General features: G+C 65.5%; 23 protein-coding genes. 9 read left to right on the top strand and 14 right to left on the bottom strand.

The window, feature by feature from the left end; genetic code table 11:
• Positions 1–1,243 (top strand): aminotransferase class III-fold pyridoxal phosphate-dependent enzyme (locus VK533_RS01095; RefSeq protein WP_324374174.1); only part of this gene is annotated, 1,243 nt, incomplete at its 5' end.
• Between the two features lie 200 nt (positions 1,244–1,443).
• On the opposite strand, the gene VK533_RS01090 is transcribed toward VK533_RS01095, so the two are convergent.
• The gene (locus VK533_RS01090; RefSeq protein ID WP_324374172.1) at positions 1,444–2,139 is read right to left on the bottom strand and encodes a hypothetical protein; all 696 of its coding nucleotides are present in this window, start codon (positions 2,137–2,139) and stop codon (positions 1,444–1,446) included.
• 11 nt (positions 2,140–2,150) lie between these two features.
• Positions 2,151–2,783, bottom strand: coding sequence for a class I SAM-dependent methyltransferase (locus tag VK533_RS01085; RefSeq protein WP_324374170.1), 633 nt, complete (start codon positions 2,781–2,783; stop codon positions 2,151–2,153).
• A 218-nt stretch (positions 2,784–3,001) separates the two neighbouring features.
• On the opposite strand from VK533_RS01085, the gene VK533_RS01080 reads away from it, so the two are divergent.
• Both VK533_RS01080 and VK533_RS01075 read left to right on the top strand, forming a co-directional pair.
• Positions 3,002–3,910: a UDP-2,3-diacylglucosamine diphosphatase gene (locus VK533_RS01080; RefSeq protein ID WP_324374167.1), complete on the top strand. Its 909-nt coding sequence runs from the start codon at positions 3,002–3,004 to the stop codon at positions 3,908–3,910.
• The gene (locus VK533_RS01075; protein ID WP_324374165.1) at positions 3,907–4,944 is read left to right on the top strand and encodes a glycosyltransferase family 1 protein; all 1,038 of its coding nucleotides are present in this window, start codon (positions 3,907–3,909) and stop codon (positions 4,942–4,944) included. Before VK533_RS01080 ends, VK533_RS01075 begins: the two co-directional genes overlap by 4 nt.
• Here VK533_RS01075 and VK533_RS01070 read toward each other — a convergent pair whose 3' ends face one another.
• The 4 genes from VK533_RS01070 to VK533_RS01055 form a co-directional block, all read right to left on the bottom strand.
• Complete coding sequence (locus tag VK533_RS01070) at positions 4,945–5,658, bottom strand: class I SAM-dependent methyltransferase (RefSeq protein ID WP_324374163.1); 714 nt, start codon at positions 5,656–5,658, stop codon at positions 4,945–4,947.
• Positions 5,658–6,293: a TMEM175 family protein gene (locus tag VK533_RS01065; protein WP_324374160.1), complete on the bottom strand. Its 636-nt coding sequence runs from the start codon at positions 6,291–6,293 to the stop codon at positions 5,658–5,660. The genes VK533_RS01070 and VK533_RS01065 overlap by 1 nt, the downstream gene beginning before the upstream one ends.
• A gap of 75 nt (positions 6,294–6,368) precedes the next feature.
• Entirely contained in the window at positions 6,369–7,121 is a 753-nt protein-coding gene (gene ppk2, locus VK533_RS01060; protein ID WP_324374158.1) for a polyphosphate kinase 2, read from the bottom strand.
• A 145-nt stretch (positions 7,122–7,266) separates the two neighbouring features.
• Positions 7,267–8,922: an alkaline phosphatase family protein gene (locus tag VK533_RS01055; RefSeq protein WP_324374156.1), complete on the bottom strand. Its 1,656-nt coding sequence runs from the start codon at positions 8,920–8,922 to the stop codon at positions 7,267–7,269.
• Between the two features lie 101 nt (positions 8,923–9,023).
• On the opposite strand from VK533_RS01055, the gene VK533_RS01050 reads away from it, so the two are divergent.
• Entirely contained in the window at positions 9,024–10,589 is a 1,566-nt protein-coding gene (locus tag VK533_RS01050) for an N-acyl-D-amino-acid deacylase family protein (protein ID WP_324374155.1), read from the top strand.
• Positions 10,586–11,422, top strand: a complete 837-nt coding sequence (locus VK533_RS01045) for a phytanoyl-CoA dioxygenase family protein (protein ID WP_324374153.1) — start codon at positions 10,586–10,588, stop codon at positions 11,420–11,422. Before VK533_RS01050 ends, VK533_RS01045 begins: the two co-directional genes overlap by 4 nt.
• Here VK533_RS01045 and VK533_RS01040 read toward each other — a convergent pair.
• Complete coding sequence (locus VK533_RS01040; RefSeq protein WP_324374151.1) at positions 11,419–11,793, bottom strand: response regulator; 375 nt, start codon at positions 11,791–11,793, stop codon at positions 11,419–11,421. The two genes, VK533_RS01045 and VK533_RS01040, sit on opposite strands and share 4 nt — an antisense overlap.
• A gap of 236 nt (positions 11,794–12,029) precedes the next feature.
• Positions 12,030–14,072 carry a S9 family peptidase gene (locus tag VK533_RS01035; protein ID WP_324374149.1) on the bottom strand — a complete coding sequence of 681 codons (2,043 nt, stop codon included), beginning with the start codon at positions 14,070–14,072 and terminating at the stop codon, positions 12,030–12,032.
• Positions 14,073–14,152: 80 nt separating this feature from the next.
• On the opposite strand from VK533_RS01035, the gene dacB reads away from it, so the two are divergent.
• Together dacB and VK533_RS01025 are read left to right on the top strand one after the other, a co-directional pair.
• On the top strand, positions 14,153–15,601 hold the full coding sequence (gene dacB, locus VK533_RS01030; RefSeq protein WP_324374147.1) for a D-alanyl-D-alanine carboxypeptidase/D-alanyl-D-alanine endopeptidase: 1,449 nt from the start codon (positions 14,153–14,155) through the stop codon (positions 15,599–15,601).
• Positions 15,602–15,697: 96 nt separating this feature from the next.
• On the top strand, positions 15,698–16,024 hold the full coding sequence (locus VK533_RS01025; protein WP_324374145.1) for a hypothetical protein: 327 nt from the start codon (positions 15,698–15,700) through the stop codon (positions 16,022–16,024).
• Positions 16,025–16,407: 383 nt separating this feature from the next.
• On the opposite strand, the gene VK533_RS01020 is transcribed toward VK533_RS01025, so the two are convergent.
• Together VK533_RS01020 and VK533_RS01015 are read right to left on the bottom strand one after the other, a co-directional pair.
• Complete coding sequence (locus VK533_RS01020) at positions 16,408–17,403, bottom strand: serine hydrolase (RefSeq protein ID WP_324374144.1); 996 nt, start codon at positions 17,401–17,403, stop codon at positions 16,408–16,410.
• Positions 17,400–18,875 carry a permease gene (locus tag VK533_RS01015; RefSeq protein WP_324374142.1) on the bottom strand — a complete coding sequence of 492 codons (1,476 nt, stop codon included), beginning with the start codon at positions 18,873–18,875 and terminating at the stop codon, positions 17,400–17,402. The genes VK533_RS01020 and VK533_RS01015 overlap by 4 nt, the downstream gene beginning before the upstream one ends.
• A gap of 221 nt (positions 18,876–19,096) precedes the next feature.
• Here VK533_RS01015 and VK533_RS01010 point away from each other — a divergent pair, with 221 nt between their 5' ends.
• On the top strand, positions 19,097–22,033 hold the full coding sequence (locus tag VK533_RS01010) for a TonB-dependent receptor domain-containing protein (protein WP_324374140.1): 2,937 nt from the start codon (positions 19,097–19,099) through the stop codon (positions 22,031–22,033).
• Positions 22,034–22,085: 52 nt separating this feature from the next.
• Positions 22,086–23,252, top strand: a complete 1,167-nt coding sequence (locus tag VK533_RS01005; RefSeq protein ID WP_324374138.1) for a serine hydrolase domain-containing protein — start codon at positions 22,086–22,088, stop codon at positions 23,250–23,252.
• Here the strand turns inward: VK533_RS01005 and VK533_RS01000 are convergent.
• From VK533_RS01000 to VK533_RS00985, 4 genes are all read right to left on the bottom strand, one after another.
• A complete protein-coding gene (locus VK533_RS01000) occupies positions 23,249–24,025 on the bottom strand; it encodes a LytTR family DNA-binding domain-containing protein (protein WP_324374136.1) in 777 nt (258 codons plus the stop codon). The two genes, VK533_RS01005 and VK533_RS01000, sit on opposite strands and share 4 nt — an antisense overlap.
• A complete protein-coding gene (locus tag VK533_RS00995; protein WP_324374134.1) occupies positions 24,022–25,125 on the bottom strand; it encodes a sensor histidine kinase in 1,104 nt (367 codons plus the stop codon). Before VK533_RS00995 ends, VK533_RS01000 begins: the two co-directional genes overlap by 4 nt.
• Positions 25,126–25,247: 122 nt before the next feature.
• A complete protein-coding gene (locus VK533_RS00990) occupies positions 25,248–25,802 on the bottom strand; it encodes a GAF domain-containing protein (RefSeq protein ID WP_324374132.1) in 555 nt (184 codons plus the stop codon).
• Positions 25,803–25,964: 162 nt separating this feature from the next.
• Positions 25,965–26,900 (bottom strand): electron transfer flavoprotein subunit alpha/FixB family protein, encoded by a 936-nt coding sequence (locus tag VK533_RS00985; protein ID WP_324374130.1) that lies wholly within the window; start codon positions 26,898–26,900, stop codon positions 25,965–25,967.
• Positions 26,901–26,943: the final 43 nt, after the last annotated feature.

Genomic DNA, 26,943 nt, shown 5'->3' with positions numbered 1-26,943 from the left:
GCAGGTCACCGACCTCGACGGCAACGCCAGCTATGATCTCGGCGGCTCCTACGGCGTGAACCTGCTGGGCTACGACTTCTACAAGGGCTGCATGGAGCGCGGCGCCCGGCGCATCGGCGAGCTCGGCCCGGTGCTGGGGTCCTACCCGTCGCTGGTCGCCGACAACGCCGCGCGGCTGGCGCGGATATCGGGCAAGGACGAGGTCTCGTTCCACATGTCGGGCACGGAAGCGGTCATGCAGGCCGTCCGGCTGGCGCGCTACCACACGAAGCGCTCGCATCTCGTGCGCTTCTGCGGCGCCTATCACGGCTGGTGGGGCGACGTGCAGCCGGGGATCGGCAATCCGGTCAACGCCGATCGCACCTTCACGCTCGCCGAAATGTCCGAAAAGGCGCTGCAGACGCTCGCCACGCGCCGCGACATCGCCTGCGTGCTGATCAACCCGCTCCAGGCGCTCCATCCCAATAACGCCGCGCCGTCCGACAACACCTTGGTCGACGGCGGCCGCCGCGCGGGGCTCGATCGCGAGGCCTATGCCGAATGGCTGCACCGCGTCGCCGAAGTCTGCCGCGACCGCGGGATCGTGCTGATCCTCGACGACGTCTTCACCGGTTTCCGCATCGCGCGCGGCGGCGCGATCGAATATTTCGGCATTCGTCCCGACATGGTCACCTACGGCAAGACTTTGGGCGGCGGGCTGCCGGTCGGCGTGCTGGTCGGCAAAGCCGAACTGATGAAGCGCTTCCGCCCCGACCGGCCAGTCGACATCTGCTTCGCGCGCGGCACCTTCAACGCGCATCCTTATGTGATGGGGGCGATGAACGCCTTCCTGCGCAAGCTCGACGAGCCGGAGACGGCGGCGCTCTACGACGGGCTCGACGAACGCTGGAACGTGCGCGCCATGCAGATGAACGCGGCGCTCGAAACGGCCAGTGTGCCCGTCCGCGTCGCCAATCTCTCGTCGATCTGGACGGTGCTCTACAACGTGCCGTCGCGCTTCAACTGGATGCTGCAATATTATTTGCGCGAGGAAGGCCTCCTGCTGAGCTGGGTCGGCACCGGCCGCATCATCTTCAGCCTCAATTACAGCGATGCCGATTTCGACGAGGTGGTTGCGCGCTTCACCCGCGCGGCGGAGCGGATGGCGGCCAATGGCTGGTGGTGGCACGCGCCGAACGCGACCAACAAGTCGGTCCGCCGTGGCATTTTGCGCGAGCTGATCGCCAAGCGCTTCGGGCGTTAATTCGCTGGCCGTCATGCCGGACTTGTTCCGGCATCCACCGGGAGGCAGGCGCCTCGCCTCAGAGTGGACCCCGGAACAAGTCCGGGGTGACGGAAAGAGGTCTTCACGCGCATCACCAAAAAACAAACGGGCCTGCCGAGTAGGATACTCGACAGGCCCGAAACCCGCCGGCGCAAAGGGAAACGCCGGCAGAAGCTGGATCAGCGCGTCGCAATGCCGCCGTCGAACCGCTCGCCCTTCAGCAGCCGCGCCGGCGCGTGGCGATATTGTTTGAAGTCGTTGAACGGGTCGGTGATGATCTTCGCCGCCCAGACGAGACCGGTCGGCACGTCGCGGACGAAGAAGAGCTGGAAGGTGCGGAACAACAGTCCGCCCGCACCCAGCGCCAGCCACATCAGGCCAACATGGCGGAGGAAGCCCATCGGGCCGGGGATATCCGAGAACACGCCCCACAAGGTCGGGCTGATCAGCAGCAGGATCGGCATCAGCGCCCAGATCGACATGAAGACGACCTTGCGCATCAGATTGTAGCCGACCTTGATCTCTTCCTTGTACTGGTGCGTCGCCTGGTTGACCTCGTCATAGCCCTTGGGCTCGAAGAAGAAATGGCCCGCCTGGCGGCTGGTCATCGCCACGCACCAGCCGAGCAGGCTCGCCAGCGCGGGATCGTGGAACAGCAAGATGTAGGCGCCGATGAAGCTCGACGCGCTCAGGAAGTGCAGGCTCTGGTTGATCAGGCTGTGATGATAATAACGATGATCGTCCCAGCGCTGCTCTTCGAGCTGATCCTTGAACGCGGCGATCTTCTCGCCGCTCTTCGCCTTGAGCGCGCCGCCCTTCTGCTTGAGCGCGCCGCCGGCCTGCTTGATCTTCATCGTCTTCGTCGATCCGGTCATGACCTGTCCGTTCAGTTCTTGCGGAAGCGGAGGAGTTCGAAATGGCCGAGCGGCGGCAATGCGCGTCGCTCGACCAGATCGATCGATCCATTGGCGGTCGCCCAGTCCGAATAGCGTTCGAACGGGAATTCCGTGCGGAAGCCGAGCCGGCTGGTGATCGGCATCAAGGCTTTCTCGATCGCGCCGCGCAGGCCCTTGCCCGCGCCGATCCGCGTCGTGATGATGATCTCGCCGCCGCGGCGCACGGTGCGCGCGAATTCGTCGAGCGCGCGTTCGGGATTGGGGACGGCGGTGATCACATATTGCGCGACGACCACGTCGAACGCGCCGTCTTCGAATTTCAGGTCCTCGGCATCCATCACCGCGATCGCTTCGACATTGTCGAGCGTGTTCGCGCGCTCGCGCGCTTTGGCGAGCAAGCCCTCAGAAATATCGATGCCATAAAGTTTGCAGCGCTTGCTGTAGGACGGCAGCGAGATGCCCGTGCCGACGCCGACCTCGAGCACACGCCCGCCGACGCGGTCGGCCGCCTGGATCGCGATGTTCCGGCCGCGACGAAAGACCGCGCCGAACACCAGGTCATAGACGGGCGCCCAGCGGTCGTAGGCCGCTGCCACCGTCCGGGTCTGCATCACCGTATCCATCTGCCGGTCTCCCATGATCCGGCGAGCTATCGGTCAGTTCGGAGACAGGCGCGCTACGGGTTGATGCCGGTTTTGTTACAGGAGGCGCGGTTCGACCCATCCACCTTCACATATCTGCAACCGGACTGACCCACGCGCTTCACGGGTTCGCATTATTGGCGGCTCCATCGCAACGGCGCGAGGAGCACGTTTTGGCCTCTCTCCCAGACCTTTCGCCGATGGCACGGCGTACGCCGCCCGCCGGTCCGAAGAAGCCTTTCTCCGCGCCCGCCACATTGCCCGCCTGGTTCGACGAGCCCGATCCCAAGCCCGCACCGCGCCAGCGCACGCATTATCGGACGATCTGGATTTCGGACATCCATCTCGGCACCCCCGGCTGCAATGCCGAGCTGCTGATGGACTTCCTGAAGTCGATCGAGTGCGAAACGCTCTATCTGGTCGGCGACATCATCGACGCCTGGCGGCTGCGCAAGGGCTGGTACTGGCCGCCGCGCCACAACGATGTCGTGCGCCGCATCCTCAAGATGGCGAAGCACGGCACGCACGTCGTCTATGTACCCGGCAACCATGACGAGGTGCTGCGCGATTATGCCGGCCTCGCCTTCGGCGACGTGACCGTTGCGAGCGAAGTGATCCATGAAACCGCTGACGGCCGCCGCCTGCTGGTACTGCTCGGCGACCAGTTCGACAGCATCGTGCTCTACGCCAAGTGGTTGGCCTTCCTTGGCGACAGCGCCTACGAATTGCTGCTCAAGTCCAACCGCATCGTGAACTTCGTGCGGCGGCGCTTCGGCCTGCCTTACTGGTCGCTCGCCGCGCACATGAAGAAGCGCGTCAAGAATGCGGTCTCCTTCATCTCGCGTTTCGAGGAGGTCGTCGCCCGCGCCGCCGCCGAGCGCCATGTCGAAGGTGTGGTCTGCGGCCACATCCACTCGGCCGAGATCCGTCAGTTCGGCGATATCACTTATTATAATGACGGCGACTGGGTGGAGAGCTGCACGGCTTTGGTCGAGCATGAAGACGGCCGGATGGAGATCGTCGACTGGGCCGAACGCAAGCGGATCGAAGCCGCCGAGGCAAGCGCCCCGGCGCGGATCGCGCAGCCGCTCGCTCTGGTGCCTGCATGAGGATCGCGCTCGTCTCCGATGCGTGGCGCCCGCAGATCAACGGTGTGGTGCGCACGCTGGAGACGACGGTCGGCAAATTGCGCGCGCGCGGCTACACGGTCGAGACGATCACGCCCGATCAGTTCCGCAGCATCCCTTGCCCGAGCTACCCTGAAATCCGCCTCGCCATCGGGTCGGGGCGTGAGGTCGCGCGGCGGCTGACCGGCTTCGGCGCGGACGCGGTCCATATCGCGACCGAAGGTCCGCTCGGCTGGGCGGCGCGGCGCTGGTGCCTCGATCAGCATATGCCATTCTCGACCTCGTTCCACACGCGTTTCCCGGACTATGTGGCGTTGCGTACCGGATTGCCGCCCAGCTGGTTCTGGCCGGTGGTCCGCCGTTTCCATGCGCCTGCCGCGACGATCATGACCGCGACCAGGATGTTGGCTGAGGAGCTCGCAGGCCAGCGACTGCCACAGACGCATCGTTGGTCGCGCGGCGTCGATCTCGACCTGTTCACGCCGGCCGCACCGCGCCTCGCGGCGATGATGGGCCTGCCGCACCCGATTCAGCTCTATGTCGGCCGGGTCGCGGTCGAGAAGAATATCGACGCTTTCCTCGACGCGCCGGTCAACGGATCGAAGGTCGTGGTCGGCGACGGTCCCGCGCGCGCCCAGCTGCAGCAGCGTTACCCGATGGTCCATTTCCTCGGGCCGCTGCACGGCGCGGAGCTGGCCTCGGCCTATGCGTCGGCCGACGTGTTCGTCTTTCCGAGCCGGACCGATACGTTCGGACTGGTGATGATCGAGGCGCTCGCCACGGGCACGCCGATCGCCGGTTTCCCGGTCCATGGGCCGCTCGACATTATCGGCGAAGCCGAAGGCCGTATCGGCGCGATGGACGAGGATTTGGGCGTAGCGATCCGCAAGGCGCTCACCGCGCAGCCCGCGGCCTGCGCGGCGGAAGGTCGTCGCTACAGTTGGGACGCCTGTACCGACCAGTTCGTCGCCGGCCTCTGCGTCAACACGACGATGGATTTGCGGCACGCAGCCTGACTAGGGTTTCGTAACCGCGAAGCGCCAGCCGAGCATTCCCCACAGCAGGATCGGCCAGCTCAGCGCGACTTCTGTCGCACCGAGCCCGCGCAACTGGCGCAAATAAGCGCGCGCATGGCGGATATCGAAGATCAGGATCTGGCCGCCCGGCTTGGTGACGCGCCACGCTTCGGCCACCGCGGCGGCCCGGCCGGGCTCGTCCGGGATATTGTGGATCACGGTCATCGACGCCACCACATCGAAGCTCGCATCGGGATAGGGCAGGGATCGCGCATCGCCCGTTTCAACCCGCACGCGGTCCGCCACCCCAGCAGCCTGCGCGTTGGCCGTCAGGGCTTCGGGCGTATTGCCGCTCAGATCGACATCCTGCCACAGATCGATCGCCAGGACCTTGCCCGACGGCACACGCCGCGCCGCGCCGATCGCGACCAGCCCGCGGCCGCAGCCCAGGTCGAGCACGATCTCGTCGCCGCGCCATCGATGCGCGTCGAGCAGCCGCCGCAGCACGAACCGTTTGAGCCACAGGCTGGAGATCAGCATCCACAGCGACATCGCCACCATCGACAGGCCTACGAAGACCATCGTCGGCGCGAGCCATTCCAGTATGTGCCAGTGACGCGACAGGACGCTCGAACTGAGCAGGATCGCACCGATCGACCCGAGGTTGCGCACGACCGTCGGCGCATGGATCCCGTAATTTTCCCTGCCCGACATCAGCGCGGCCGCCCCGCAAAGCGCCGCAGCGCCAACCGCCACAACGGGATCGTGCAGAGCGCGACCTGGCCGAGCCATGGCACGATCAGGCTGACCGCCATCGCCGTGAGCGACCCCAGGACCACGGCCGTGCCGCGCTCGCGCGTCACCGCGATCAGTTCGGGCGAGGCGGTTTCGCTCACCACCGGCGGGTGCGTCACGATCGCCTGCAAACGCCGGTTCAAGACCGCCGCGACCAGCAGCCACGCGCAATAGCAGAAGATCGGCACGCGCATCATCGGGTTGGCGCTGGCGAACGCGGTGAAGAAGGGCATCGCCGCGACCGACGCCAACAGCATCAGATTGGGGAAAATCAGCCTGGGCGAGTAATGCGACGCCAGCGACATGGCCCGATGGTGGCCCGCCCAGAAGAAGCCGATCACGAAGAAGGAAATGAAGAAGCCGAGGAATTCGGGGCCGAGGTTGATCAGGCTGATCCAATAATCGCGGTCAGGCGATCCGAACGGCAGATGCGGCGCATGGATGTCGATCACCAGCAGCGTGATGACGATCGCGAATACCGCGTCGGAGAAGAAGATCATCCGTTCGAGGCCATGTTCCGGCCCGTGCGCGACGGTCGATTCCCGCTCTGCCATGCTGTCCCCTTCAGACCGGCGTGATCCGATCATGCGGGGAAGCCCGCGCGCTGTCTATATCGGGCTTTTTGGGCGTCAGGGCGCGAGGCGTCCGTCGGTGACGGCCTCGGGCGTGTAAGGGAACAGGATTTCGGGCTCGGGCGGATCGATCGCGCCGGCTATGTCGGGCGGCGCGATCTGGTGAATCAAATGGCGGATGATCGCCAGCCGTGCCGGTTTCTTGTGGTTGGCGCGCACGATATGCCACGGCGCGATCGACGTGTTGGTGCGCTCCAGCATCATGTCGCGCGCGGCCGAATAGGCCTTCCATTTCTTCTGCGCGACCGCGTCGAGATCGGAGACCTTGAGCGCCTTCAAGGGATCGGTGCGCCGCGCGTTGAGCCGCTCCGCCTGCTCCTTCTTGGAAATGTCGAGCCAGAGCTTGATCAGGGTGATCCCGCTTTCGACCAGCATCCGTTCGAAATCGGGCGCGTCGCGCAGGAATTCGGCCTGCTCGGATGGCGTGGCGAAGCCCATCACGGTCTCCACACCCGCCCGGTTGTACCAGGACCGGTTGAAGATCACGAACTCGCCCGCCGCCGGCAGATGCGACGCATAACGCTGGAAATACCATTGCGACCGCTCGCGGTCCGATGGCTTGGGCAAGGCCACCGCGCGCGTATTGCGTGGGCTGAGATGTTCGGTGATGCGCTTGATGCTGCCGTCCTTGCCGGCGCCGTCCCGGCCTTCGAGCACCAGCACTGTCCGCGCGCCGCTCGCCATCAAGGCCTGCTGCGTGCGCACCAGCGCGCATTGCAGGTCGACGAGCGCCTTCTTGTAATGGCTCATGCGCGGCAGAGTTGAGCCTCTGCCGCGCCCGAGTCAAACCCCCGTTCGCGCTGAGCTTGTCGAAGTGCTGCCCTTCTTCAAAACGCGCAAAAAGAGAAATACCCGGCTTCGACAGACTCAGCCCGAACGGGAAGAGGGCGATCGTTTATCGGCAGCTACCCGCGACCGTTTCCAGGCATTTGCCGTCCACCTCCGGCGCCGGCACATGCGCGATACCGGCCAAAGTCGGCGCGATATCGACCGTCTCGATCGGCTCCTTACGGTCTTCGGGCGTCACGCCCGGCCACCAGAACAGGATCGGCACGCGCCGGTCATAATCCCATGGGCTGCCATGGCCCGCGACCGTGTCGCCTGGCCCGCGCGCCATATAGAGCGTGCTATATTGCTGGAACTGGACCTGGATGTCGCCGCTGCGCTCCTTGTCGTAGCTTTCGTGGAAGCGCTCGACGACCGAGAGCTGGTCGACCGGCTTTCCCGGCGGCGGGACGGCGGCGGCGGTCTGGTCGGCGGTGAAGACCGCGGCGACCTCAGGCTGCTGCTTCAGCCACGCGACCGCGGCATCGCGCACCTGCGCGCGCAAGGCCGCGTCCGGACCGACATTGATCGCCAATTGCTGCGGATCGTCGCCGACGATCGTCTCGTAGTTCAGGCCGAGCTGCTTGCCGATCGCATCGTTCAGCCTTTTCACGAATGCGACCGGATCGATCCGGTGCGCGTCCAACCCATGTTCGGCGGCGCGCTCGGCGGCGTCGATCCCGCCATGATCGGCGGTCAGCACGACCACATAGGGCACGTTCAGGCTGTCGAGCTTCGCGAGCAACGTGCCGAGCGCCTGATCGACCGCGGCCATCTGCACGCACGTCTCGGCGCCGCCATTGCCGTAGCGGTGTGCGATATAGTCGGTCGTCGACAGGCTGATCGCGAGCAGATCGGTCGCGGGGCCGTGGCCCAAGTGCAGCCGGTCGATCGTCTGGTCGGCAAAATCGATCGTCAGCGGATCGAAGATCGGCGAGACGCGCAATTGATCCTGGAAATCGGTGCGGTGGAGGAAGTCGCCGCTCTCGACCGTCAGCGACAGGTCCGGCGGCACCTTGCCCGAGAGCTTGAGCTTGCCGAAAATTTGGGGTGCGGCCAACGCCTGGCACGCCGCCGAAATGTTGGTCGGCCACAGCTTCGGCGGTGCCGCCTTCCAGCGCGCGAACAGGGCCTTGTCGAAGGCAGCCGCCGGGGCGGTTACCGCTGGCGTCGCCGGGCCCGCGAAGGACGAGGTGGTGAAGCCGACCCCGTCATTCCACCAATAGACCGCGTCGGGATGATGGCCCGCCATCATGATCGCGGCGCGATCCTTGCCCGAGATCGCGACGACGCGCGCCTGCGGCTGGGCCTGCTTGAGCCATTCGCCGAACGTGGGCACGCGCAGATTCTGCGGCCCGCGCGCATCGGGATCGGCGGTACCCTTGACCGCTACGCAATAGATGCTCGATCCGCTCTTCGCGTCGAACCAGGTGTTGGCGACGATCCCGGTCGCGGCCGGGTGGCGGCCGGTCAGGATGGTCGAGTGGCCGGGGCAGGTCTCGGTCGCGGCATGGCTCTGATAGCCGGTGAAGGCGATGCCGTCGCCGAGCCGCTTGAGCCCGCCGGTGAAGCTCGCGCGATAGCGCTCGAACAGTTCGGCGGAGAATTGATCGACCGCGATCGCCACGATCAATTTGGGCTGGGCGGGCGGCGTCGGTGCGGCCGTCGCCGACCAGCTCGCCGCCAGAGCCCAGGCCGCTGCAATCCATTGTCCCGCCCGCGCCATCGCAAATTCCTCCCGGAGAATATGCTTCGATTGCTGGACTGTGTTGCGGATCGATGACTCTGCCCGTTTTCCTATTGATCGGACGGGCGTAAGGGGTGGGCATGACGATCGCGAACCGCGCCCTTTTGGGCGGCTTGTGCGTGCTGTTCTGCACTGGCCCCCTGTCGGCGGCGACCGCCGATCTGCTGATCCGCGGCGGTACCATCTACACCGGGTCGGACGCGCCTTTCGCGGGCGATGTCGCGGTCCGCGGCGACCGCATCACAGCGGTCGGCAGGCACCTCACGGTAGCCGCGAAACGCGTGATCGATGCGAGGGGCATGATTGTCGCGCCCGGCTTCATCGATCCGCACACGCATGTCGGCGACGATCTCGCTTCGGACGACGCCCGCAAACGGCTCGTGCCCGCCTTCCTGATGCAGGGCGTGACCACCGCCTTCATCGGCAATGACGGCGGCGGCGCGATCGATGTCGGCGCGGTGCTCGATCGCGCCCGCGCCAGGCCCGTCGGCATCAATTACGCGACCTATACCGGCTTCGGCACGATCCGCGAGAAGGTGATCGGCGCCGCCAACCGCGCCCCGACCGAGGCCGAGCTCGCGCGCATGAAGGCGATGGTGGCAAGCGCGATGTGCCAGGGCGCGCTCGGGCTTTCGACCGGACTGTTCTACGCGCCGCAGAGCTTCTCGAAGACCGACGAAGTCGTCGCTTTGTCGAAGGAAGCAGCCAAGCGTGGCGGCTTCTACGATAGCCATATCCGTGACGAATCCTCCTACACGGTCGGGCTGAAGGCGGCGATCGACGAGGCGATCGAGATCGGGCGCGAGGCGCACATCCCGATCCACATCTCGCACATCAAGGCGCTTGGCGTGGACGTGCAGGGGCAGGCGCCGGACATCATTGCGAAGATCGATGCCGCGCGCGCCGAGGGCGTGAATATCACCGCCAGCCAATATCCCTGGTCGGCGAGCGGGACGAGCCTGGTCGCCTCGCTCATTCCGTTATGGGCGCAGGATGGCGGGCGTGAAGCCTTGCTCAAGCGCTTCGACGATCCGGCGTTGGCCGATCGGTTGCGCACCGACATGACCGAGAATTTGCGCAAGCGGGGCGGGCCGGACAAATTGCTGATCGTCGAAGGGCCGTTCAAGAACCATCGCCTGTCCGAGATCATGGCGGCGCATCATATGGACGCGGTCGCGACCGCCATCGCCGTCATCCGGATCGGGGATCCGGGCACCGTCTCCTTCAACCAGAGCGAAGCCGACATCGCCGCCTTCATGAGGCAGCCGTGGGTGATGACCGATTCCGATGCCTCGACCGGCCATCCCCGCGTCTACGGCACGTTCGCGCGCAAATATGCGAAATATGCGGTCGCGGATCAGGTCATCACTGTGCGCCAGTTCATCGAGCGCAGTTCAACACTGACCGCCGACTGGTTTCACCTTGCCGGTCGCGGCCATCTTAAGGCCGGCGCCTTCGCCGATGTGGTCGTGTTCGATCCGAAGACCTACGCGGCGCACGCGACCTATGAGCAGCCGACCTTGTTCGCCGCCGGCGTGCAGACCGTGCTCGTCAACGGCATGATCGCGGTCGATCACGGCACGTTAACCGGCGTTGCCGCAGGACGCGCGCTTCCGCATCAACCGACTCCAGGAACCTGTCCGTGACGGCGCTCGCCGATATTCCCGCCGATTATGCCCGCGACGGCTATGTCATCCTGCGCGGCCTGTTCAGCGCGGCGGAAGTGGCCGAAATCGGCAAGGCGATCGATCAGGTCCATGCCGAAGGCGTCGCGCACGGCCGCAGCTTCCGCCACGGCAATCTCTTCTACAACATCAAGCCCGATCAGAGCGGCACGCCTTTTGTGCGGATGGCGCAATGGATCGCCTACCACCAGCCGCTGCTCAACGCCGTCCGGCTCGATCCGCGCTTCGTGACTGTGCTCGAGCCGCTGATCGGCCGCAACCTCAAGCAGATCATCAACCAGATCCACTGGAAGGCGCCGGGCGCGCTCGGCGATTTCGCGTGGCATCAGGATGCGCGCTTCCGCCTGCCGGCCGAGGCCTATCGCAACCTCGCCACCTCCTACATCCAGACCGGGCTCGCGATTGATCCGCACACGCCCATTTCCGGCTGCATGAAGTTCATCCGCGGCAGCCATCTGCGCGGCGATCTCGATTTCGACACCTCGACCGAGGTGCTGGGCAATGCGATGAGCGATGGGGTGCTGGAGAGCGCCGGCCTGTCACCCGACGATCTTGTCGAGGTCATCCTCAAGCCGGGCGATCTCGCCTTCTGGAGCCCTTATCTGGTGCATGGATCGGGGGCCAACCGGTCCGATCACAAGCGCCGCCTCTATATCAACGGCTATGTTCGCGCCGAGGATTGCGATCGCGGCGAATGGGCGTTCCGCGACGGCCAACCCGTGCCGCTCGGCCCCGAACCGGCTTTGGTCCATTATGAAGCGCTGCGCGAGCGGGGCGAACCCCACTACGTCTAAGCTGGGCTCACCGCGTTGCGCACCGCCTTCACGATCTGCGGCGCGGTCAACGGCTTTTGCAGATAGAGGCTGTGGGGCACGCCTTCCGACGGCCAGTCGGCGGCGCTGTGGCCGCTGAAATAGATGACGGGCAGATCGGGTTTGATCCGCCGCGCATAGCGCGCCACCGCCCAGCCGTCCGGCCCGTCACCCAGCCGCACGTCGGTGATCAGCGCCGCGACCTTGGTCTGGTCGCCGTCGAGCAATTGGATTGCTTCGCCGCCATGGCCGGCGCTCACGACCCAGAAGTCGGCGTCCTCCAGCGATGTCTGGATGAGGTCACGAATGAGGAACTCATCCTCGACCAGGAGAACCAGCTTCTTGTCCGGCATCCTTCCCTCCCGCGGCGGCCTCGCCATCCATGGGCTCAAGCCTAAGCGCCTGTCACGTCAACAGATTTTCGCACCAGATTGACTTCACTCCGGCTCGAACGCCTGCCGTCGGACACTCGCAGGATCAAGTTAAAAAATTGATCCACATCAATTCCTGCATCGGGTCTGCGGGTTTTCAAAGTGACGAATTGTAAACTCGGCATGCACCGCCGATCATCACCGTAAAGTGCGCGGGTTCAGCGCATGGGCCAGTTCATCACCGCATCGCGCAGGAACGCATCGGCCGCGCGATAGCTCGCCAGCCAGTCGGCATAACGCAGGAAACCGTGCCGCTCGTTGGGGAAGACGAGGTCGCGATAGGGAATGCGCCGCGCGGCCAGTTCGCGCGCGAGCAGGATCGACTGGCCGAAATCGACATTCTTGTCGTCGTCGCCATGGATCAGCAGCACCGGCGAGCGCCATGTCTCGATCGATCCCATCGGCGACGATGTCCATTGCAACTGGTGCGCGGCGGCCTGCGCATCGGGCGAGAGGTTGTTCTCGACCGGGCGGACCATCGCGTGGACGCCATGGAAATCGACCCCGGCCGCGAACAGGTCGCTGTTTCGTGCAAGCGCAAGCGCGGTCAGATAGCCGCCCCAGCTTCCGCCCCAGATCCCGATCCGCTTTGGATCGACAAAGCTCTGCGCGGCGAGCCAGCGTCCGCCCGCGAGCACGTCGCGATATTCGGTCGCCCCCTCGCGCGCGATGCCGGGCGCGTCGCGGAAGGCGCGGCCATAGCCGGTGCCGCTGCGATAATTGACCGACAGCACGTCATAGCCCTCGGCGGCGAGATGCTGGTTCAGGATGTAGCTGTTCGAATAATAGCCCGACGGGTGGAAGCCGAGCAGCATCTGCCGGCGCGGCCCGCCATGAACGAAGATCATCGCCGGATGCTTGCCGCTGCCCCTGGCGCGGAAGAGTTGGGCGTGGACCGCAACCCCATCCTCAGCCTTGAACACGACCGGCTCGGGCGTGAGGAAATTGGTGGCCGCGGGCGCGGGCCCAATCGGCGACAGCTTGTGCTCGACCAAAGCCGGATAGGCCGGATGGCTCGCATCGGTCGCGGTCACGGCGAGGGTATCACCCGCGAACACGGGGTAGGATTCGATGCCATTGCCCTTGGTCAGTGCCATCGGCGCACCGCCATCGAGCGGTACGCGCCACAGATGATGGCGGTCCGCGTCGCCGGCGTTGGCGGCATAGGCCAGGCTCTTGCCGTCGGGGCTGAGCACGTAGGTGTCGATCTCGAACGCGCCCGGCGTCAGTTCGCGCGGGTTGCCGCCCTTCGGATCGATCGCATAGGCATGGACCCAGCCGCTCGCCTCCCACGGGAAGACGATCGTGCCGGTCGCGCTCCAGAGCAGGTTGCGGCCGCGCGTGCCGGCATAGCGGCCGCCCACGCCCTGCGGCGCCGACCATAAAGTCCGCGTCTCGCCCGTCGCGACGTCGGCGATGCGCAGCGACCAGTAAGGCCCGCTATCGTCGGCCGCGCCCGTCGGCGGATCGACGAAGAACAGGAAGGCGATCTGCTTGCCGTCCGGCGAAAAAGTCGGTTCGTCGGCGTGACCGAGCTCGGGCTGGAAATAGCGCACCTGCCCGGCGGCGATATCGAGCAGCCCGACAAAGCTGTGGCTGCCGCGATCGTCCATCAGCAACAGGCTGGTGCCGTCGGGCGACCAGCGCAGGCTCGCTACCTCGCCCGCGACCTTGGCGACGCGGTGCGCCTCGCCGGCGCGCTGCCACAGATAGATCGACCCCCGATACGTGAAGGCGAGCTTGCTGCCATCGGGCGAAAAGGTCGGGCTATGGCCCTCGCCGACCAGCACCGGCGTGCTGCCGTCGAGCGTCGAGACGAACAATTGCTGCTTGGGCCAGCTCGCGAAACTCGCCGGATTGGGGACATCCTCCATGTCCGGATATTCGGCGTCGCCGCCGCGCACGAATGCCAGCGCGCTGCCGTCGCGGGTGAATTCCAGATCGTAGATTTCGAGCCCGTCATCCTGCGTGAAGGCGGTCAGCGCATGCGCCGCAACACCCTTGTCGGCAATCCAGATGTTGCGGACGCCCGCCTCATTCTCGACCCAGGCGAAGCGGGCCTTGTCGTGCGCGCCGGTAAGGCCGCCCGCGACTGGCAACGCCATCGCCTTTTCCAGATCGTCGGTTGCAGCGAGGGCAGGGTGCGCGAGCACCAGCCCCGCCGCGCACAGCCCCAGTTTCAGTCCGGTCCACAAGCTCATCACATTGCTTGTGAAACCGCTTACCGCATGGGGCAAGCCATTTGCTTGCTTGCCGGGATATCTTGCTTAGGTTCGCGCCGATGATCCGGGGAATATTGCTTGTCGCGGCCTTGTTGCCGCTCGCCGCCGCAACCGCACAGGCGCCGCTGCAGGACCGGGTCGAGACGATACTGAAGGCCGCCGGCCCCGGCCCGCGCTACGGTCTCGTCGTCGCCGACGACAGCGGCAAGGAACTGATCGCGATCGATCCCGATGGCCGCTACATCCCGGCGTCCAACACCAAGATGTTCACCACCGCCGCCGTCTTTGCGACGCTCGACGGGCTCGATCAGCCTGACGCGACCGGCGGCGCTGCCGTGCGGCTCGAAACCTATCGCAAGGGACCGCCCGACGTCGTGCTCGAAGGCCATGGCGATGCCCGCCTGTCGAGCGCGGCCGATTGCGCGACCGACTGCCTCGCGACGCTTGCCGACGCGGTCGCGGCGAAGGCGCATAGCGTCCATGACGTGATCGGCGACGACAGCCTCTTTCCCGACGAGCGCTGGTCGCAGGGGATGAGCTGGAACAACATTCCGACCCGCTCGGGCACCGCCACCTCCGCGCTGACGCTCGACGACAATGAAGTGCCGATGACGGTGACGCCGGGCGCCATCGGCACCGCGCCGACGCTCGATCTGCCGGCTTACTACACGGTCGACAATCGCGCGGTCACGGTCGCGGGCGACAAGGTCGAACTCGATTATACGCGCGACCCCAACGGCCTCGTCGTGCGGCTCGTCGGCACGATCGGCGCGTCCGCCAAACCCGAACTGTTCCGAATGGGGATCGACGATCCGGCGCGCTATGCCGCGTGGCGTTTGCAGGCGTTGCTGGCGGCGCGCGGGGTCAAGGTCACCGGCACGATCGCGATGCGCCATCGCCCGCTCGCCTGGTCCGACGATATCGCGCATCGCGACGGTGCGCCGCCGATGCGCCCGCCCCCGCAGGCCGTGCTGGCCAAGCTGACGCTGCCGCCGCTCTATGAGGATCTGATCCACACCAACAAGATCAGCCAGAACCTCCACGCCGAACTGTTCCTGCGCCGCGTCTCGATCAAGGATGGCAGCGGCTCGGTCGCCGACGGGCTGGCGGTGGTGCGCGCGATGCTGGCCAAGGCTGGCGTACCGCGCGCCGACTACGACTTTGCCGACGGCTCGGGCATGTCGAGCTACAACCGGGTGGCACCGCGCGGCGCGGTGATCTTCCTGCGCTGGGTCGCGGCCCAGCCCTGGGGGGCTACATGGCGCGCGACCCTGCCGGTCGGCGGCGAACCCAGCACGCTCGGCCACCGCTTCCGCGGCACCCCGCTCGAAGGCAAACTCTTCGCCAAGACCGGCACGCTCAACCAGAGCAATGCGCTGTCGGGCTACATGATCGCGAAGAGCGGACGCACTTTGACCTTTTCGTCCTATGCCAACGACGTGCCCGAAAATGTGCGCGCCACCCGCGCGGTGGACGAAGCGCTCAATTTGATCGCCGCCGAGAATTAGCCGGATTTCAGCGTGAAGGCGGCTTTGCTGGAAAGCAGTCATTAGGGAGGATGCGCTTACACGCTATGGTCGCCAAACGAAGTTACGAGCATGAGCATGATCAAGGTCCACATAGATTTCTCTATCTTCACCAAAGAAGCAGCATTCGGCATGATATCTGGCTCGCTGACGTTGCCCGTCGCACCTCAGATAGGTGATGCGATAGCCTTTCGCATCTCGAAGAAAGTCGAAGCGTATCTCGGCCAGCTTCCGTTTGGTGGTTACTTGCGCGTGACAAGGCGGCTCATCGGGGCTGATGCGGATTTGGGCATCCTTCTAACGTTAGAAGACGTAACAGCCGCAACCTCCGATGACGCTCAACGACTAGTCTCGGCATTGGAGGAGAGTTACGGGCTCTTTGGAGACGTCTGGGAAAATCAATAGTCGACGGGGGTAATCGTCCGCGCCTAGGTCGAACTCCGCCGTTAAAGCACGGCAATCAGCGGCGTTTCAGCAGCGTTTCGGGGACACTATACCTAACTTCGGATAAGGGCGTCGCCGGACGCAATCACACCACAGCCCTGAAACGCCTTACTAGGTGAAGGATTGACAAATGTACGCATAAAGCGTACGCATTTCGATGCGAGATGCTGATACCACACGTCTGCAGATCGCGGGCTTCGGCTGTTTCTCAGATTTGGCAGTGGCAACGGCACCGAACGCGCGTGCCGGCCAGAGCCGCAAGCGCCAATTCCTTTAGTTCGTTTTCGGGGTTTTTTGTTTTTTCCCTTCGTGGCGGATAGGCGCGATCAGGTCGGACGCTGCCGTTAGCTGGCCGCGATCACCGCATCGCCGGTCGTCTGCCGCAACTCTAATATCCCCGTCTCGCGATGCCGGGTCGGATGGACGCGGTTGGTTAGCAACGTCCACCCGATCCCGCGCTCGAAGTCTATCCAAAGCCCGGTGCCGGTGAAGCCGGTATGGCCGATCGTCTCGGCCGAGCAGGCGTCGCCACCATGCCAGCCGGCGAATTTCTTCTCCCAGCCGCAGGTGCGATGATCGCGGATCGGCGTGCGGATCGCGTCCAGCTGGAACGGCGTGGTACCGCTGCCGTCGAGCAGGCCTTGCGCAAAATCGAGCACGCCCGCGACCGTGCCGAACAGCCCGGCATGGCCGGTCGCGCCGCCCAGCGCCGCGCAATTCTCGTCATGCACCTCGCCCTTCAGCACGCGCCCGCGCCACGTGCACGCCTCGGTCGCGACCGCCGGGCCGGGCGGCGGGCCATAGCTCAGCCCCTCGCCGAATGGGCAGGCGGACAAAGGCTGCCCGGTCAGCCGTTCGAACGCGATGCCGAGCATGATGAAGTTGATGTCCGAATAGACATGCGGCCCATGCTTCCATTCGCGCTGGAGCACGAACGCACGCAGCCGATCGGGATCGTCGCCATAGGTATAGATCGGCTCGACCGCTGGCAGGAAAGTGCGATGCGCGAGGCAGTCGCGGAACGTCAGCTTGCGCTCGGCGGCGTTCGCGACGTCATATTGGCGCAGGTCCGGGATCGCGTCGGTCAGCGGGCGGTCGAGATCGATCCGGCCTTGTTCGGCGAGGGCCAGGATCATCGTCGTGGTCGCGATCACCTTGCTGAGCGAGGCGAGGTCGAACCAGTGATTCTCGGTCAACACCTCCGGCTGCGGCACGAGCGCTGCCATGCCGGCGTGGCGGATCGCGCGGCGGCCATCGGCATGGACCACACCCAGCGCCGCGCCGGGAATGCGCCCTTCCGCGATCGCGGCTTCGGCGGAGGCGAAGGCAGCGTCGATCATGCGTCAGCGGGCCTTGGTTTCACGTTGGCGATGAAGGGCAGGAACACCACCGCCGCCGCGCTCAGCGCGCCCGAAAGCCAGAAGAATCCGTCATAGCCGATCTGCGCCTGGATCGATCCGCCCGCGCCTGCCACCAGCCGCGGCAGCAGGAAGGCGAAGCCCGACAGGAAGGCATATTGCGCGCCCGGATATTTGGGGTTCACCAGCAGCGACAGGTAGACGACGAACACCGCACCCTCCAGCCCGTGCGCGAACTGGTCCAGCGCGGTCGCGATATTGAGCACGAAGTTGCTCGGCGGCTGATACCACAGCCATACGAAGATCCAGTTGCCGACCGCCGAGCAGGCCGCGCCGACCACCAGCATCCAGGCGAGCCGGTAGCGCGCGGCGATCCAGCCGCCGATCGCGACGCCGACCATGCTCGACGGCAAAGCCACCCAGCCGTCGGCCCAGCCGATCTGGGTTAATGTATAATGGGCGGCATTCTCCAGCGGTTTGGACAAGGCCAGAGTCAGCACGTCGCCCATGCGATAGATCGCGACGAAACCCAGCACGGGCAAAGCCGCGTAACCGAACCGCCAGAAGATATCGACATAGGGCCCGACCGCCGCCGAGGTCCGCGCCTTGGCGGTCGGCGGCAATCTCCGGATCCACGGCAGCGCCAACGCGAGCGCGACGAACGGGATCAAGCAGATCACCAGCACCACCGGCGTGGCATTGGTCTTGTCGCTGATTCCGATATCGGCTGCCGCGCGCAACACCGCCCAGCCGATGGCCGCGACGATCGCCGTCGACGTCAGGAGGATGACGAGACTCGCGATCAGGCCGGTGAGCAACGCTGGCAGCCGCCCGCCGATGCCGCTCGGGTCGGGCCGCATCGCCGCCAGGATCGGGAAGGGCGCGAACGCCGCCGCCGCGATCACCAGATAGCCCCAGGTCCAGCCGGCAATGTCGGCGACGATCAAGGAGCCGCTGCCGGCCGCGACCATCGCCGATCGGTAGCCCCATAGGTTGGCAGCGACCATCGGCCCCTGCTCCTCCTGGGTTGGGGCAAGCTCGATCCGCCAGGCATCGGCGGCGACCTCCAAGGTCGTCGTCCAGAAGGCAAGCAGCACCGCGAACAGGCCGGTAACCGCCAGCGAACGGTCAGCGGCGGTAAAGGCCATCGCCGCCATCGACGCGAAGATGCCGAGCTGGGACAGCATGATCCAGCCCCGCCTTTTGCCCCAGAAGCGCGCGAAACCCGGCACGTCGAACCGGTCGAGCAACGGCGCCCACGCCCATTTGAAGGTCGGCAGCAACGTCACCCATGCGAAGAAGCCGATCATCACCAGCCCGACGCCATGCTTGGCCAGCCGCAGCGCGAGCACGGTCGAGAACATGTAGAACGGCAAACCGGCGGAGAAGCCGAGCAATAGATAGAGCGCGAGCCGGCCGAGCGGCGCGCGCGGCGGCGCGGGCGCGTCAGCCAAGATGGCGGATCCAGTCCGGCCGGATCGGGAAATCGGGTCGCTGCGGCATGTTCGGCGCCAAGCTCGGCCGTGAGAAGCGATCCGTCAATCGCCGAGGTGTGGCCCGGCTGCAACGAATGCGATCATGCTATGAAACCGGCTTCATATTCTCTGGCGCAGTGCAGCGCGCGTGTTAGCTTTCTTTCAGTTTCATGAACGAGTGGACAGAAGGGGGCACCGATATGACCACAACGACGTTATTCAAATTCCATCTGATTTCCGGAAGCGCCGCGATCGCGCTGGCGGCGTCGATGGCCTTCGCTGCGTCTGCGCAGACGACCACCCAGGACGCGGCAACCCCGACTGGTGCGGCGACCCCCATCGTCGATTCGAGCAGCAAGGCGAGCGTCAAGAACGTTGGCGATGGCGAGGTGATCATCACCGGTTCGCGCATCCGCCAGAACCCGAACAACAGCGCGCTGCCGCTGCAGATCGTCACCACCCAGGAAATCCAGCGCAACGGCATCGCCAGCCCGGAGCAATTGCTGTCGTTCCTGACCGACAACGGCAATTCGGCGGACAATCTGGCGTCCAATTCGGACGTCGTCACATCGGAGCGGCGCGGCAATAACGGCGCCTCCTACGCCAATCTGCGCGGCCAGGGCTCGGCCGCGACCCTCGTCCTGTTGAACGGCCGCCGCGTCGCCGCGCAGGGCACGACCGGCGCCGCGGTCGACGTCAACCAGATCCCGTTCATGGCGATCGACCATGTCGAAGTGCTCAAGGCGGGCGCATCCGCCGTGTACGGCACCGACGCGATCGGCGGCGTGATCAACTTCATCACCAAGAAGAATTACACCGGCTTCGGCGCGTCGGCGTCGAGCGACATCACGCAGGAAGGCGATTCGCCGATCTACCGTGTGTCCGCGATCGCCGGCTACGGCGATCTCGACGAGCAGCATTTCAACATCATGGGCACGGTCGGATACAGCTGGGTGTTCCCGCTGCAGGCGGCCGATCGCAGCTTCATCAACACCTTCCAGCATGACAAGGGCCTCGGCGTCGATACGCGCGGCACGCCGTTCGGGACGATCGTCAACCTTGCCGGCACCGCCTTCCCGGCAACGGGCAACTTCCCCTTCCTGCCGGGTAGCACGACCCAGCGCGCGACCGGCGGCATCAACCTGTTGCGCCTGCCGGGTCAGGCAGGCTGCGATTCTATTCCGGGGCAGGGCATCTATGATCAGGATGTTTGGGGGGCGCCGGGCAACGCGCTTGCCTGCGCGTTCGACACCGGCAAGAACGTCTATCTGCAGCAGAAGATCAACACGCTGACCTATTATGGCCGCGCCGCGGCACGCTTCGGCAGCCATGAGATCGCGCTGGAAGTGACCGGATCGAAGGCCGATTCCAACAAGAAATTCTCGCAGGTCCAGATCACGCCGAACACGACCACGCAGAATTATTCCTACAAGCTCGTCCCCGGCGTGAACGATGCGGCTTATGCCCAGGTTTACAACACGCTGATCCAGTCCTTCCCGACGCTGGCGGCCACTATCCCTTACGGCACCGGCTTCGCCTATCGCTGGCGCTGCATGGAATGCGGCGAGCGTGAGATCGACACGACCACCAAGACCTTCCGCACCGAATTGTCGGCAACCGGCCCGATCTTCGCCGACTGGAATTACGATGCCGGCGTTTCCTACGCCGACAGCAAGTCGGATTCGACGCTCGGCGGCGGTTATTATTACCAGGACGCGCTCATCGCCGCGCTCAACAGCGGCAAGGTCGATCCCTTCCTCTTCCCGGGCCAGTCGCAAAGCCCGGCCGGCATCGCCGCGATCCAGGCGGCTTCGGCCGAGGGGCTCGTGCTGTACGGCGGCAAATATTCGGTCAAGCAGGCCGACGCGTCGGCGAGCGGTTCGCTGTTCAATCTGCCCGCCGGCACGCTCAAGGCGGCGGTCGGCGTCGATTTCCGACGTGAGGAATATAAGTTCGATGGCGATCCGCGCGCGGTCGCGGCGCAACGCACGGTCATCGCCGCGCCGTACGACAATGCCAACGCGCTCGCCGGCGTGCATCGCGACATCAAAGCTGCCTATGCCGAATTGCTGGTCCCGATCCTCAAGAGCCTCGAACTCGATGCCAAGGTGCGCGTCGACGATTATTCGGGCTTCGGCACGACCACCAATCCGGACCTCAGCCTGAAATTCCGGCCGTGGCAGCCGCTCATGTTCCGCGCGTCGTACAACACCGCGTTCCGCGCGCCGGCGTTCAACCAGATCTTCAATCCCGATACGTCGGCGCTCTACACCGGCTCCGACTTCGCCGATCCGAAGAATTGCCCGGGCGGCAAGGTCAATGCGGCGACGGGCTGCCCGTCGCTCAACAACAATGTGCAGATCATCAACGGCGGCCACCTCGATCTCGGGCCGGAGACGGCGAAGGAATATGGCGCGGGTGTCGTGTTCGAACCCTCGTCGCACTTCAGCGCGAGCGTCGACTGGTGGCGGATCGACCGCAAGAATACGATCCAGGTGCTGCCGCTCGCTTATATGTTCCAGAGCTACGACGTGCTGCAGGATCGCTTCATCCGCGACGCTGCGGGCACGCTCGTCGCGGTCGACGAAACCTATGCCAATGCCGGCGCGACCCACACCGACGGCATCGACGTCACCGCGCGCGGCGTCTTCCCGGCGTTCGGCGGTTCGATCGGCGTCGGCATCGACGGCACCTACCTGCTCAAGAAGAATGAGAAGGTGAACGCCGCCTCGGCGACGATCCAGGAACTGGGCGTCTATTCGCTCGCGGCCGATCTCGGCCTCAAGTGGAAGCACAATGCCTATGTCGCCTATAACGGCAGCACCTGGGGCGTCACGCTGACCCAGATCTTCCGCGACGGCTACAAGAACCAGGTCCTGCCCGGCATTCTCGCCGGCACGTTCGATCCGTGTTGCGACGTGGCGCGGGTCAAGAACTACATCCTCTACAATCTGTCGGTGAACTATACCGGGATCGAGCACATGCGCTTCGTCGCCGGCGTCAAGAACCTGTTCGACAAGGATCCGCCGTTCGCGATCTCCTATGATTCGAACAACGGCACCGGCAGCGACTGGGAACCCCGCGTCGCCGATCCGCGCGGCCGGTCGTTCAACCTGACGATCGAAGTGAAGCTCTAGGCCTGCTGGCGGGGTCGTGGCCTTGGCGCCGCGGCCCCGCTAACTTCCGATCATGATCTTTTCGGCTCTCCTGCTCGCCTCCACCCAGCCGATGGCAAGCGTGCGCGTCGCGTTCGACCGGCATGGCGAAACCGCGGTCGCGGCCAAGGGTCTCGCCGATCTCGGCAGCGGCCGCGCCGTCACCGCCGACGATCCGGTGCGGATCGCCTCCATCTCCAAACTGGTGACCGCGATCGGCGTGATGCGACTGGTCGAGCAGCACAGGCTCGACCTCGACGCCGACGTCTCGACGCTGCTCGGCTATCGTTTGCGCAACCCCGCTTTCCCCGACACGCCGATCACGCTGCGGCTGCTGCTGTCGCACCGATCGAGCCTGATCGACGGCGTCGACTATGTACTGCCGCTCGATGCCGACCTTCGTACCGTGCTGGCCGATCCGAAAGTATGGGATGGCGCGCACGCGCCCGGCCGTTTCTTCCGCTACACCAACCTCAATTTCCCGGTCGTCGCGACGGTGATGGAGCGTGCCACCGGCGAGCGCTTCGACCGGCTGATGCACGATCTCGTGCTCGCCCCGCTCAAGCTCGATGCCTGCTACAATTTCACCACCTGCTCGGACGCGGCGGTGGCGCGGATCGTTGTCCAGTATCGCAAGGGGCAGGTTACCCGCGACGACAATCATGGCGCGCGGCCGGCTTGCCCCGTGACGCGCGCCCGCGACGGGAGTTGCGACCTTGATGCCTATCGGCCGGGCACCAATGGCGCGATCTTCTCGCCGCAGGGCGGGCTCTACGTCTCGGCACGCGATCTGGCGAAGATCGGGCGCCTGCTGCTCAATCGGGGCAGGGCCGACGGCGTACGGTTTCTGGGTCCTGCATCGGTCGCGACCCTGCAAACCCCGCTCTGGATCTATGACGGCAGCAACGGCGACACGGGCGAGGACCCGGCCGGCAATCACCAGGCGGGCTTCATCTGCAGCTACGGCATCGCCACCATGCTGCTCGCGACGGCCAAGGCGGGCTGCCATGACGATCCGTTCGGCGACGGGCGGCGGCGGCTGGGTCATGCCGGCGATGCCTATGGCCTGCGCTCGGGGCTGTGGATCGACCCGAAAAGCGGCACCGGCGTCGCCTATTTCGCGACCGACGTCTCGCTTGAGGAGACGCCGAAGCGCTCCGCTTACACGCGCACCGAGGAAATGCTGGCCAAGCCCGACTAACCTTGCGCGTGGCGCAGCAGGTCGGCGCGATAGAGGCGGCCGAGCGGTATCTCCTCGCCCCCAACCAGCAGCAGGCTGTAGCCGCCCGCCGTTTTGCGGCGGATCTTCGCGATCAGATCGAGCCGCACGACATAGGAACGGTGGACGCGCATGAAGCGGCCGGGATCGAGCCGGGCTGCGATCGAGCCGATCGAGGCGCGGTGGAGGAAGCTCTGCTCGCCTACGAACAACCGCACATATTCGCCTTCCGCGCGCACCAATTCGACCGCGTCGAGATCGACCCGGATGCGCTCGGCGCGGCGATGGACCCAGATCTCGTTGGCGCCGCCCACATTGTCATTGCCCTCGGCGCGGAGCGCGCTGAGCTGGCCCGCCAGATCGGCGAGGCGGCGGCGCGCATCGCGCTGGTCGATCACGTCGCGCACGCGTGCCACCGCCATTTCCAGGCGCGCGAAGCGCACCGGCTTGATCAGGAAGTCGACCGCGCCCGTATCGAAGGCGTGCGCCGCGAATTGCGGGAAGGCGGTCACGAACACGATCAAAGGCGGTGCGACATTGGGGTCGGCGGCGAGCGCCTCGACCACGTCGAAACCGTCGAGCGCGGGCATTTCGATGTCGAGGAACAAGGCGTCGGGCGCATGCTCGGCGATCAGCGCCAGCGCGTCGCGGCCGTTCTGCGCACTGCCCGCGATCACGATGTCGTCGATCCGCGACAGCATGCGCTCCAGCCGTTCGACCGCGAGGAACTCGTCGTCGCAGACTATCACCTTCATGCGCGCGCATCCGTATCGACGGCGGGTAAAGTCAGCCGCACGCTGAACCCGTCGTCGTCCGTGATCGCCAGGCAGCCGCTCGCGCCGGGATAGCGCATCGTCAGCCGCTCGTTGACGTTGGCGAGGCCGATGCCGGGCGGCCCGCGCCGCTGGTCGGGCACGTCACCGAAACTGTTGTGGATCGTCAGCTCGAGAATGTCTCCCGTCCGCCGCGCCGCGATCCGCAGGCTGATCGGGGTCGTGCTCTTGCGGAGCGCGTGCTTGATCACATTCTCGACCAGGGGCTGCGTGATCAGGCTGGGCACGGCCAGATCGTGCAATTCCCTGGGCACGTCGACGTCGACATGCAGCCGGTCGGGGAAGCGCGCCGTCTCGATGCCGAGATAGAGTTTCTGCAGCTCGAGCTCGCGCGACAGCGGGATATCGTCCTCGGGATTGAGCTGCAGCGTCGTATGGAGGAAGTCGGACAGGTCCTCGACCATCGCCTCGGCTTCCTCGGTCTCCTTGCGGCCGACCAGAGCCGCGATCGAGTTCAGCGTGTTGAACATGAAATGCGGGTTGATCTGGTAGCGCAGTGCCTTGATCTGGGCCGACTGGGCGACGGCGCGCATCTGCGCCAGCCGCCGGTCCCGCTCGCGCAGGTCGGCATGATAATAGATCACCAGCAGCAAGGCCGCGATCGTGCCGTAAGTCCAGAACCAGACGGTCGTCGCCGCCAGATAGGACGCCATCGTCGCCCGGTTGAGCGATTCCGCGGGCATGAGCAGATAGAAGACGCCGAAATTGGCGACCGCGTGGAGGAGCGAACCCACCAGCGCCGCGCCCGCCGCGACCGCGATGCGCGGCCCGAGCGTGGTCGCGCGCATCCGGCGCAGCAGCAGCGCCATGCAGCATGACAGCAATATGCCCACGATCGACACGCAGCCGCGCGCGATCATCTCCGATTGCCGCATCACCGGCATGTTCATCGCGCTTTCGGCGGCCGCCATTTCCGCGGTCAGCAGCACGAACTGCGTAACCCAGCAGACCAGGATCGCCAGGATAGCCACCCGGTTGGCGGAAAGGCCGCTCTTGGCCGGCGCTGCCTCGGTCGGATCCATGACACCTGCTACGGTTTTCGGACCGGCTGCGTAAACAGCGGCTTGTGTCGTTGGTGGGCAGCGCGTGGCCGTTGATGAGGTCAGCGGCGCATTTCGTCGTCGAAGCGCGTCCGAAGACCGGCTTAGCCGGTTGCCGACCCTCTGGCTGCGGTCCAAACGCCGACACCCTCGCTTTGGTGGATTTCGGCGATTGCCTGGCCGGCCCGCTCGGCCAGCCTGGCGAGCTGCGCCAGTGGCAACACCCCCTCGCGCGGGCGCACATCGAGTATGCAGAGCGCGCCCAGCGGATGGCCGTCGGTTCCCAGCACGGGCATGCCGACGTAGAAGCGCACCCCCGGCTCGTTCTGGACGAACGGATTGCCCGCGAACCGTTCGTCGCTGGCCGCGTCCGCGATCACGAGCGGTTCCTCGGGCTTGAGGATGGCGTGCGCGCAGAAAGAGATGGCGCGCGAGGTTTCGGGGGCGTCGATGCCGACGCGCGCCGCGAACCACATCCGGTCGCGGTCGATGATCGACAAGGCCGCCATCGGCGCATCGAGCAATTGAGCCGCCTTCGCGACCAGCTGATGCAGCGCCGGATCGGGTGGCGCGCGCAATACGCCCGACGCATCGACCGCACGCTGGCGTTCGCGTTCGTCGGTGGGGCGGGGAGCGGGCGAGAAGAAGCTCAGCGACACGGAAGCTGGCCTAGACCCACGACGGATACCGCGACGTTAACGCGCCGCGGGGAAAATATCCGATCTGGATTGCGTTTCTGAAGCAGCGTGCGGTCCCCGGCTTCGCTCCGGGCTACCGCACGCGGCTTTAACGCATGGTTCGCGACTGCCTAAAAATCTGGCTTAAAGTTTGGCGGTCAGATCGGGCACGATCTGGAACAGGTCGCCGACCAGGCCGAGATCGGCGACCTGGAAGATCGGCGCATCCTCGTCCTTGTTGATCGCGACGATCGTCTTGCTGTCCTTCATGCCGGCCAGATGCTGGATCGCACCGGAAATGCCGACCGCGATATAGACTTCGGGCGCGACGATCTTGCCGGTCTGGCCGACCTGGTAATCGTTGGGGGCATAACCCGCATCGACCGCCGCCCGGCTCGCCCCGACCGCCGCGCCGAGCTTGTCGGCGAGCGGATCGATCACGCGGTGGAATTCCTCCGACGATCCGAGTGCGCGGCCGCCCGAGACGACCACCTTGGCGCTGGTCAGTTCGGGCCGTTCCGACTTGCTCGTCTCCGCGCCGACGTAGCTCGAAAGCCCCGTATCGCCCGCGCCCGAAGCATTCTCGACGCTCGCGCTGCCGCCGGTCGCCGCCGCCTTGGGGAAAGCGGTGCCGCGTACCGTCAGCACCTTCTTGGCGTCGGACGACTTGACCGTCGCGATCGCATTGCCCGCGTAAATGGGGCGCGTGAACGTGTCCGGCCCCTCGACCGACAGCACGTCCGACACCTGCATCACGTCGAGCAAGGCGGCGACGCGCGGCGCGACATTCTTGCCGATCGAGGTCGCGTTGAAGAGCAGGGCATCGTAGCCGCTTGCAAGGCCGACGATCAGCGGCGCGACATTCTCGGCCAGCATGTTGGTGTAGGCCGCATTGTCGGCGAGCAGCACCTTGGCCACGCCCGCAATCTTCGCGGTCGCGTCCGCCGCCTGCTTGGCCTCGGCGCCCGAACCTGCGACGAGCGCGTGCACGTCGCCCAGCTTCTGCGCGGCGGTGATGGTCGAAAGCGAGGCGTCCTTGGGGACGCCGGCTTCATGTTCGACGAGAACCAGCACGCTCATGCGGTCACTCCCAGATCCTTGAGTTTCGCGACCAGCTCGTCGA

This window comes from Sphingomonas sp. (assembly GCF_035317925.1).
Lineage (GTDB): Bacteria > Pseudomonadota > Alphaproteobacteria > Sphingomonadales > Sphingomonadaceae > Sphingomonas_I.
This window is presented reverse-complemented; position numbering and strand designations above follow the sequence as displayed.

What these genes read in the sequence shown, in the direction of transcription:
- VK533_RS01090 (WP_324374172.1), bottom strand. Translation starts at nt 2,139, where the DNA reads ATGACCGGATCGACGAAGACGATGAAGATCAAGCAGGCCGGCGGCGCG.
- VK533_RS01085 (WP_324374170.1), bottom strand. Translation starts at nt 2,783, where the DNA reads ATGGATACGGTGATGCAGACCCGGACGGTGGCAGCGGCCTACGACCGC.
- VK533_RS01080 (WP_324374167.1), top strand. Translation starts at nt 3,002, where the DNA reads ATGGCACGGCGTACGCCGCCCGCCGGTCCGAAGAAGCCTTTCTCCGCG.
- VK533_RS01075 (WP_324374165.1), top strand. Translation starts at nt 3,907, where the DNA reads ATGAGGATCGCGCTCGTCTCCGATGCGTGGCGCCCGCAGATCAACGGT.
- VK533_RS01070 (WP_324374163.1), bottom strand. Translation starts at nt 5,658, where the DNA reads ATGTCGGGCAGGGAAAATTACGGGATCCATGCGCCGACGGTCGTGCGC.
- VK533_RS01065 (WP_324374160.1), bottom strand. Translation starts at nt 6,293, where the DNA reads ATGGCAGAGCGGGAATCGACCGTCGCGCACGGGCCGGAACATGGCCTC.
- ppk2 (WP_324374158.1), bottom strand. Translation starts at nt 7,121, where the DNA reads ATGAGCCATTACAAGAAGGCGCTCGTCGACCTGCAATGCGCGCTGGTG.
- VK533_RS01055 (WP_324374156.1), bottom strand. Translation starts at nt 8,922, where the DNA reads ATGGCGCGGGCGGGACAATGGATTGCAGCGGCCTGGGCTCTGGCGGCG.
- VK533_RS01050 (WP_324374155.1), top strand. Translation starts at nt 9,024, where the DNA reads ATGACGATCGCGAACCGCGCCCTTTTGGGCGGCTTGTGCGTGCTGTTC.
- VK533_RS01040 (WP_324374151.1), bottom strand. Translation starts at nt 11,793, where the DNA reads ATGCCGGACAAGAAGCTGGTTCTCCTGGTCGAGGATGAGTTCCTCATT.
- VK533_RS01035 (WP_324374149.1), bottom strand. Translation starts at nt 14,072, where the DNA reads ATGAGCTTGTGGACCGGACTGAAACTGGGGCTGTGCGCGGCGGGGCTG.
- dacB (WP_324374147.1), top strand. Translation starts at nt 14,153, where the DNA reads ATGATCCGGGGAATATTGCTTGTCGCGGCCTTGTTGCCGCTCGCCGCC.
- VK533_RS01025 (WP_324374145.1), top strand. Translation starts at nt 15,698, where the DNA reads ATGATCAAGGTCCACATAGATTTCTCTATCTTCACCAAAGAAGCAGCA.
- VK533_RS01020 (WP_324374144.1), bottom strand. Translation starts at nt 17,403, where the DNA reads ATGATCGACGCTGCCTTCGCCTCCGCCGAAGCCGCGATCGCGGAAGGG.
- VK533_RS01010 (WP_324374140.1), top strand. Translation starts at nt 19,097, where the DNA reads ATGACCACAACGACGTTATTCAAATTCCATCTGATTTCCGGAAGCGCC.
- VK533_RS01005 (WP_324374138.1), top strand. Translation starts at nt 22,086, where the DNA reads ATGATCTTTTCGGCTCTCCTGCTCGCCTCCACCCAGCCGATGGCAAGC.
- VK533_RS01000 (WP_324374136.1), bottom strand. Translation starts at nt 24,025, where the DNA reads ATGAAGGTGATAGTCTGCGACGACGAGTTCCTCGCGGTCGAACGGCTG.
- VK533_RS00995 (WP_324374134.1), bottom strand. Translation starts at nt 25,125, where the DNA reads ATGGATCCGACCGAGGCAGCGCCGGCCAAGAGCGGCCTTTCCGCCAAC.
- VK533_RS00985 (WP_324374130.1), bottom strand. Translation starts at nt 26,900, where the DNA reads ATGAGCGTGCTGGTTCTCGTCGAACATGAAGCCGGCGTCCCCAAGGAC.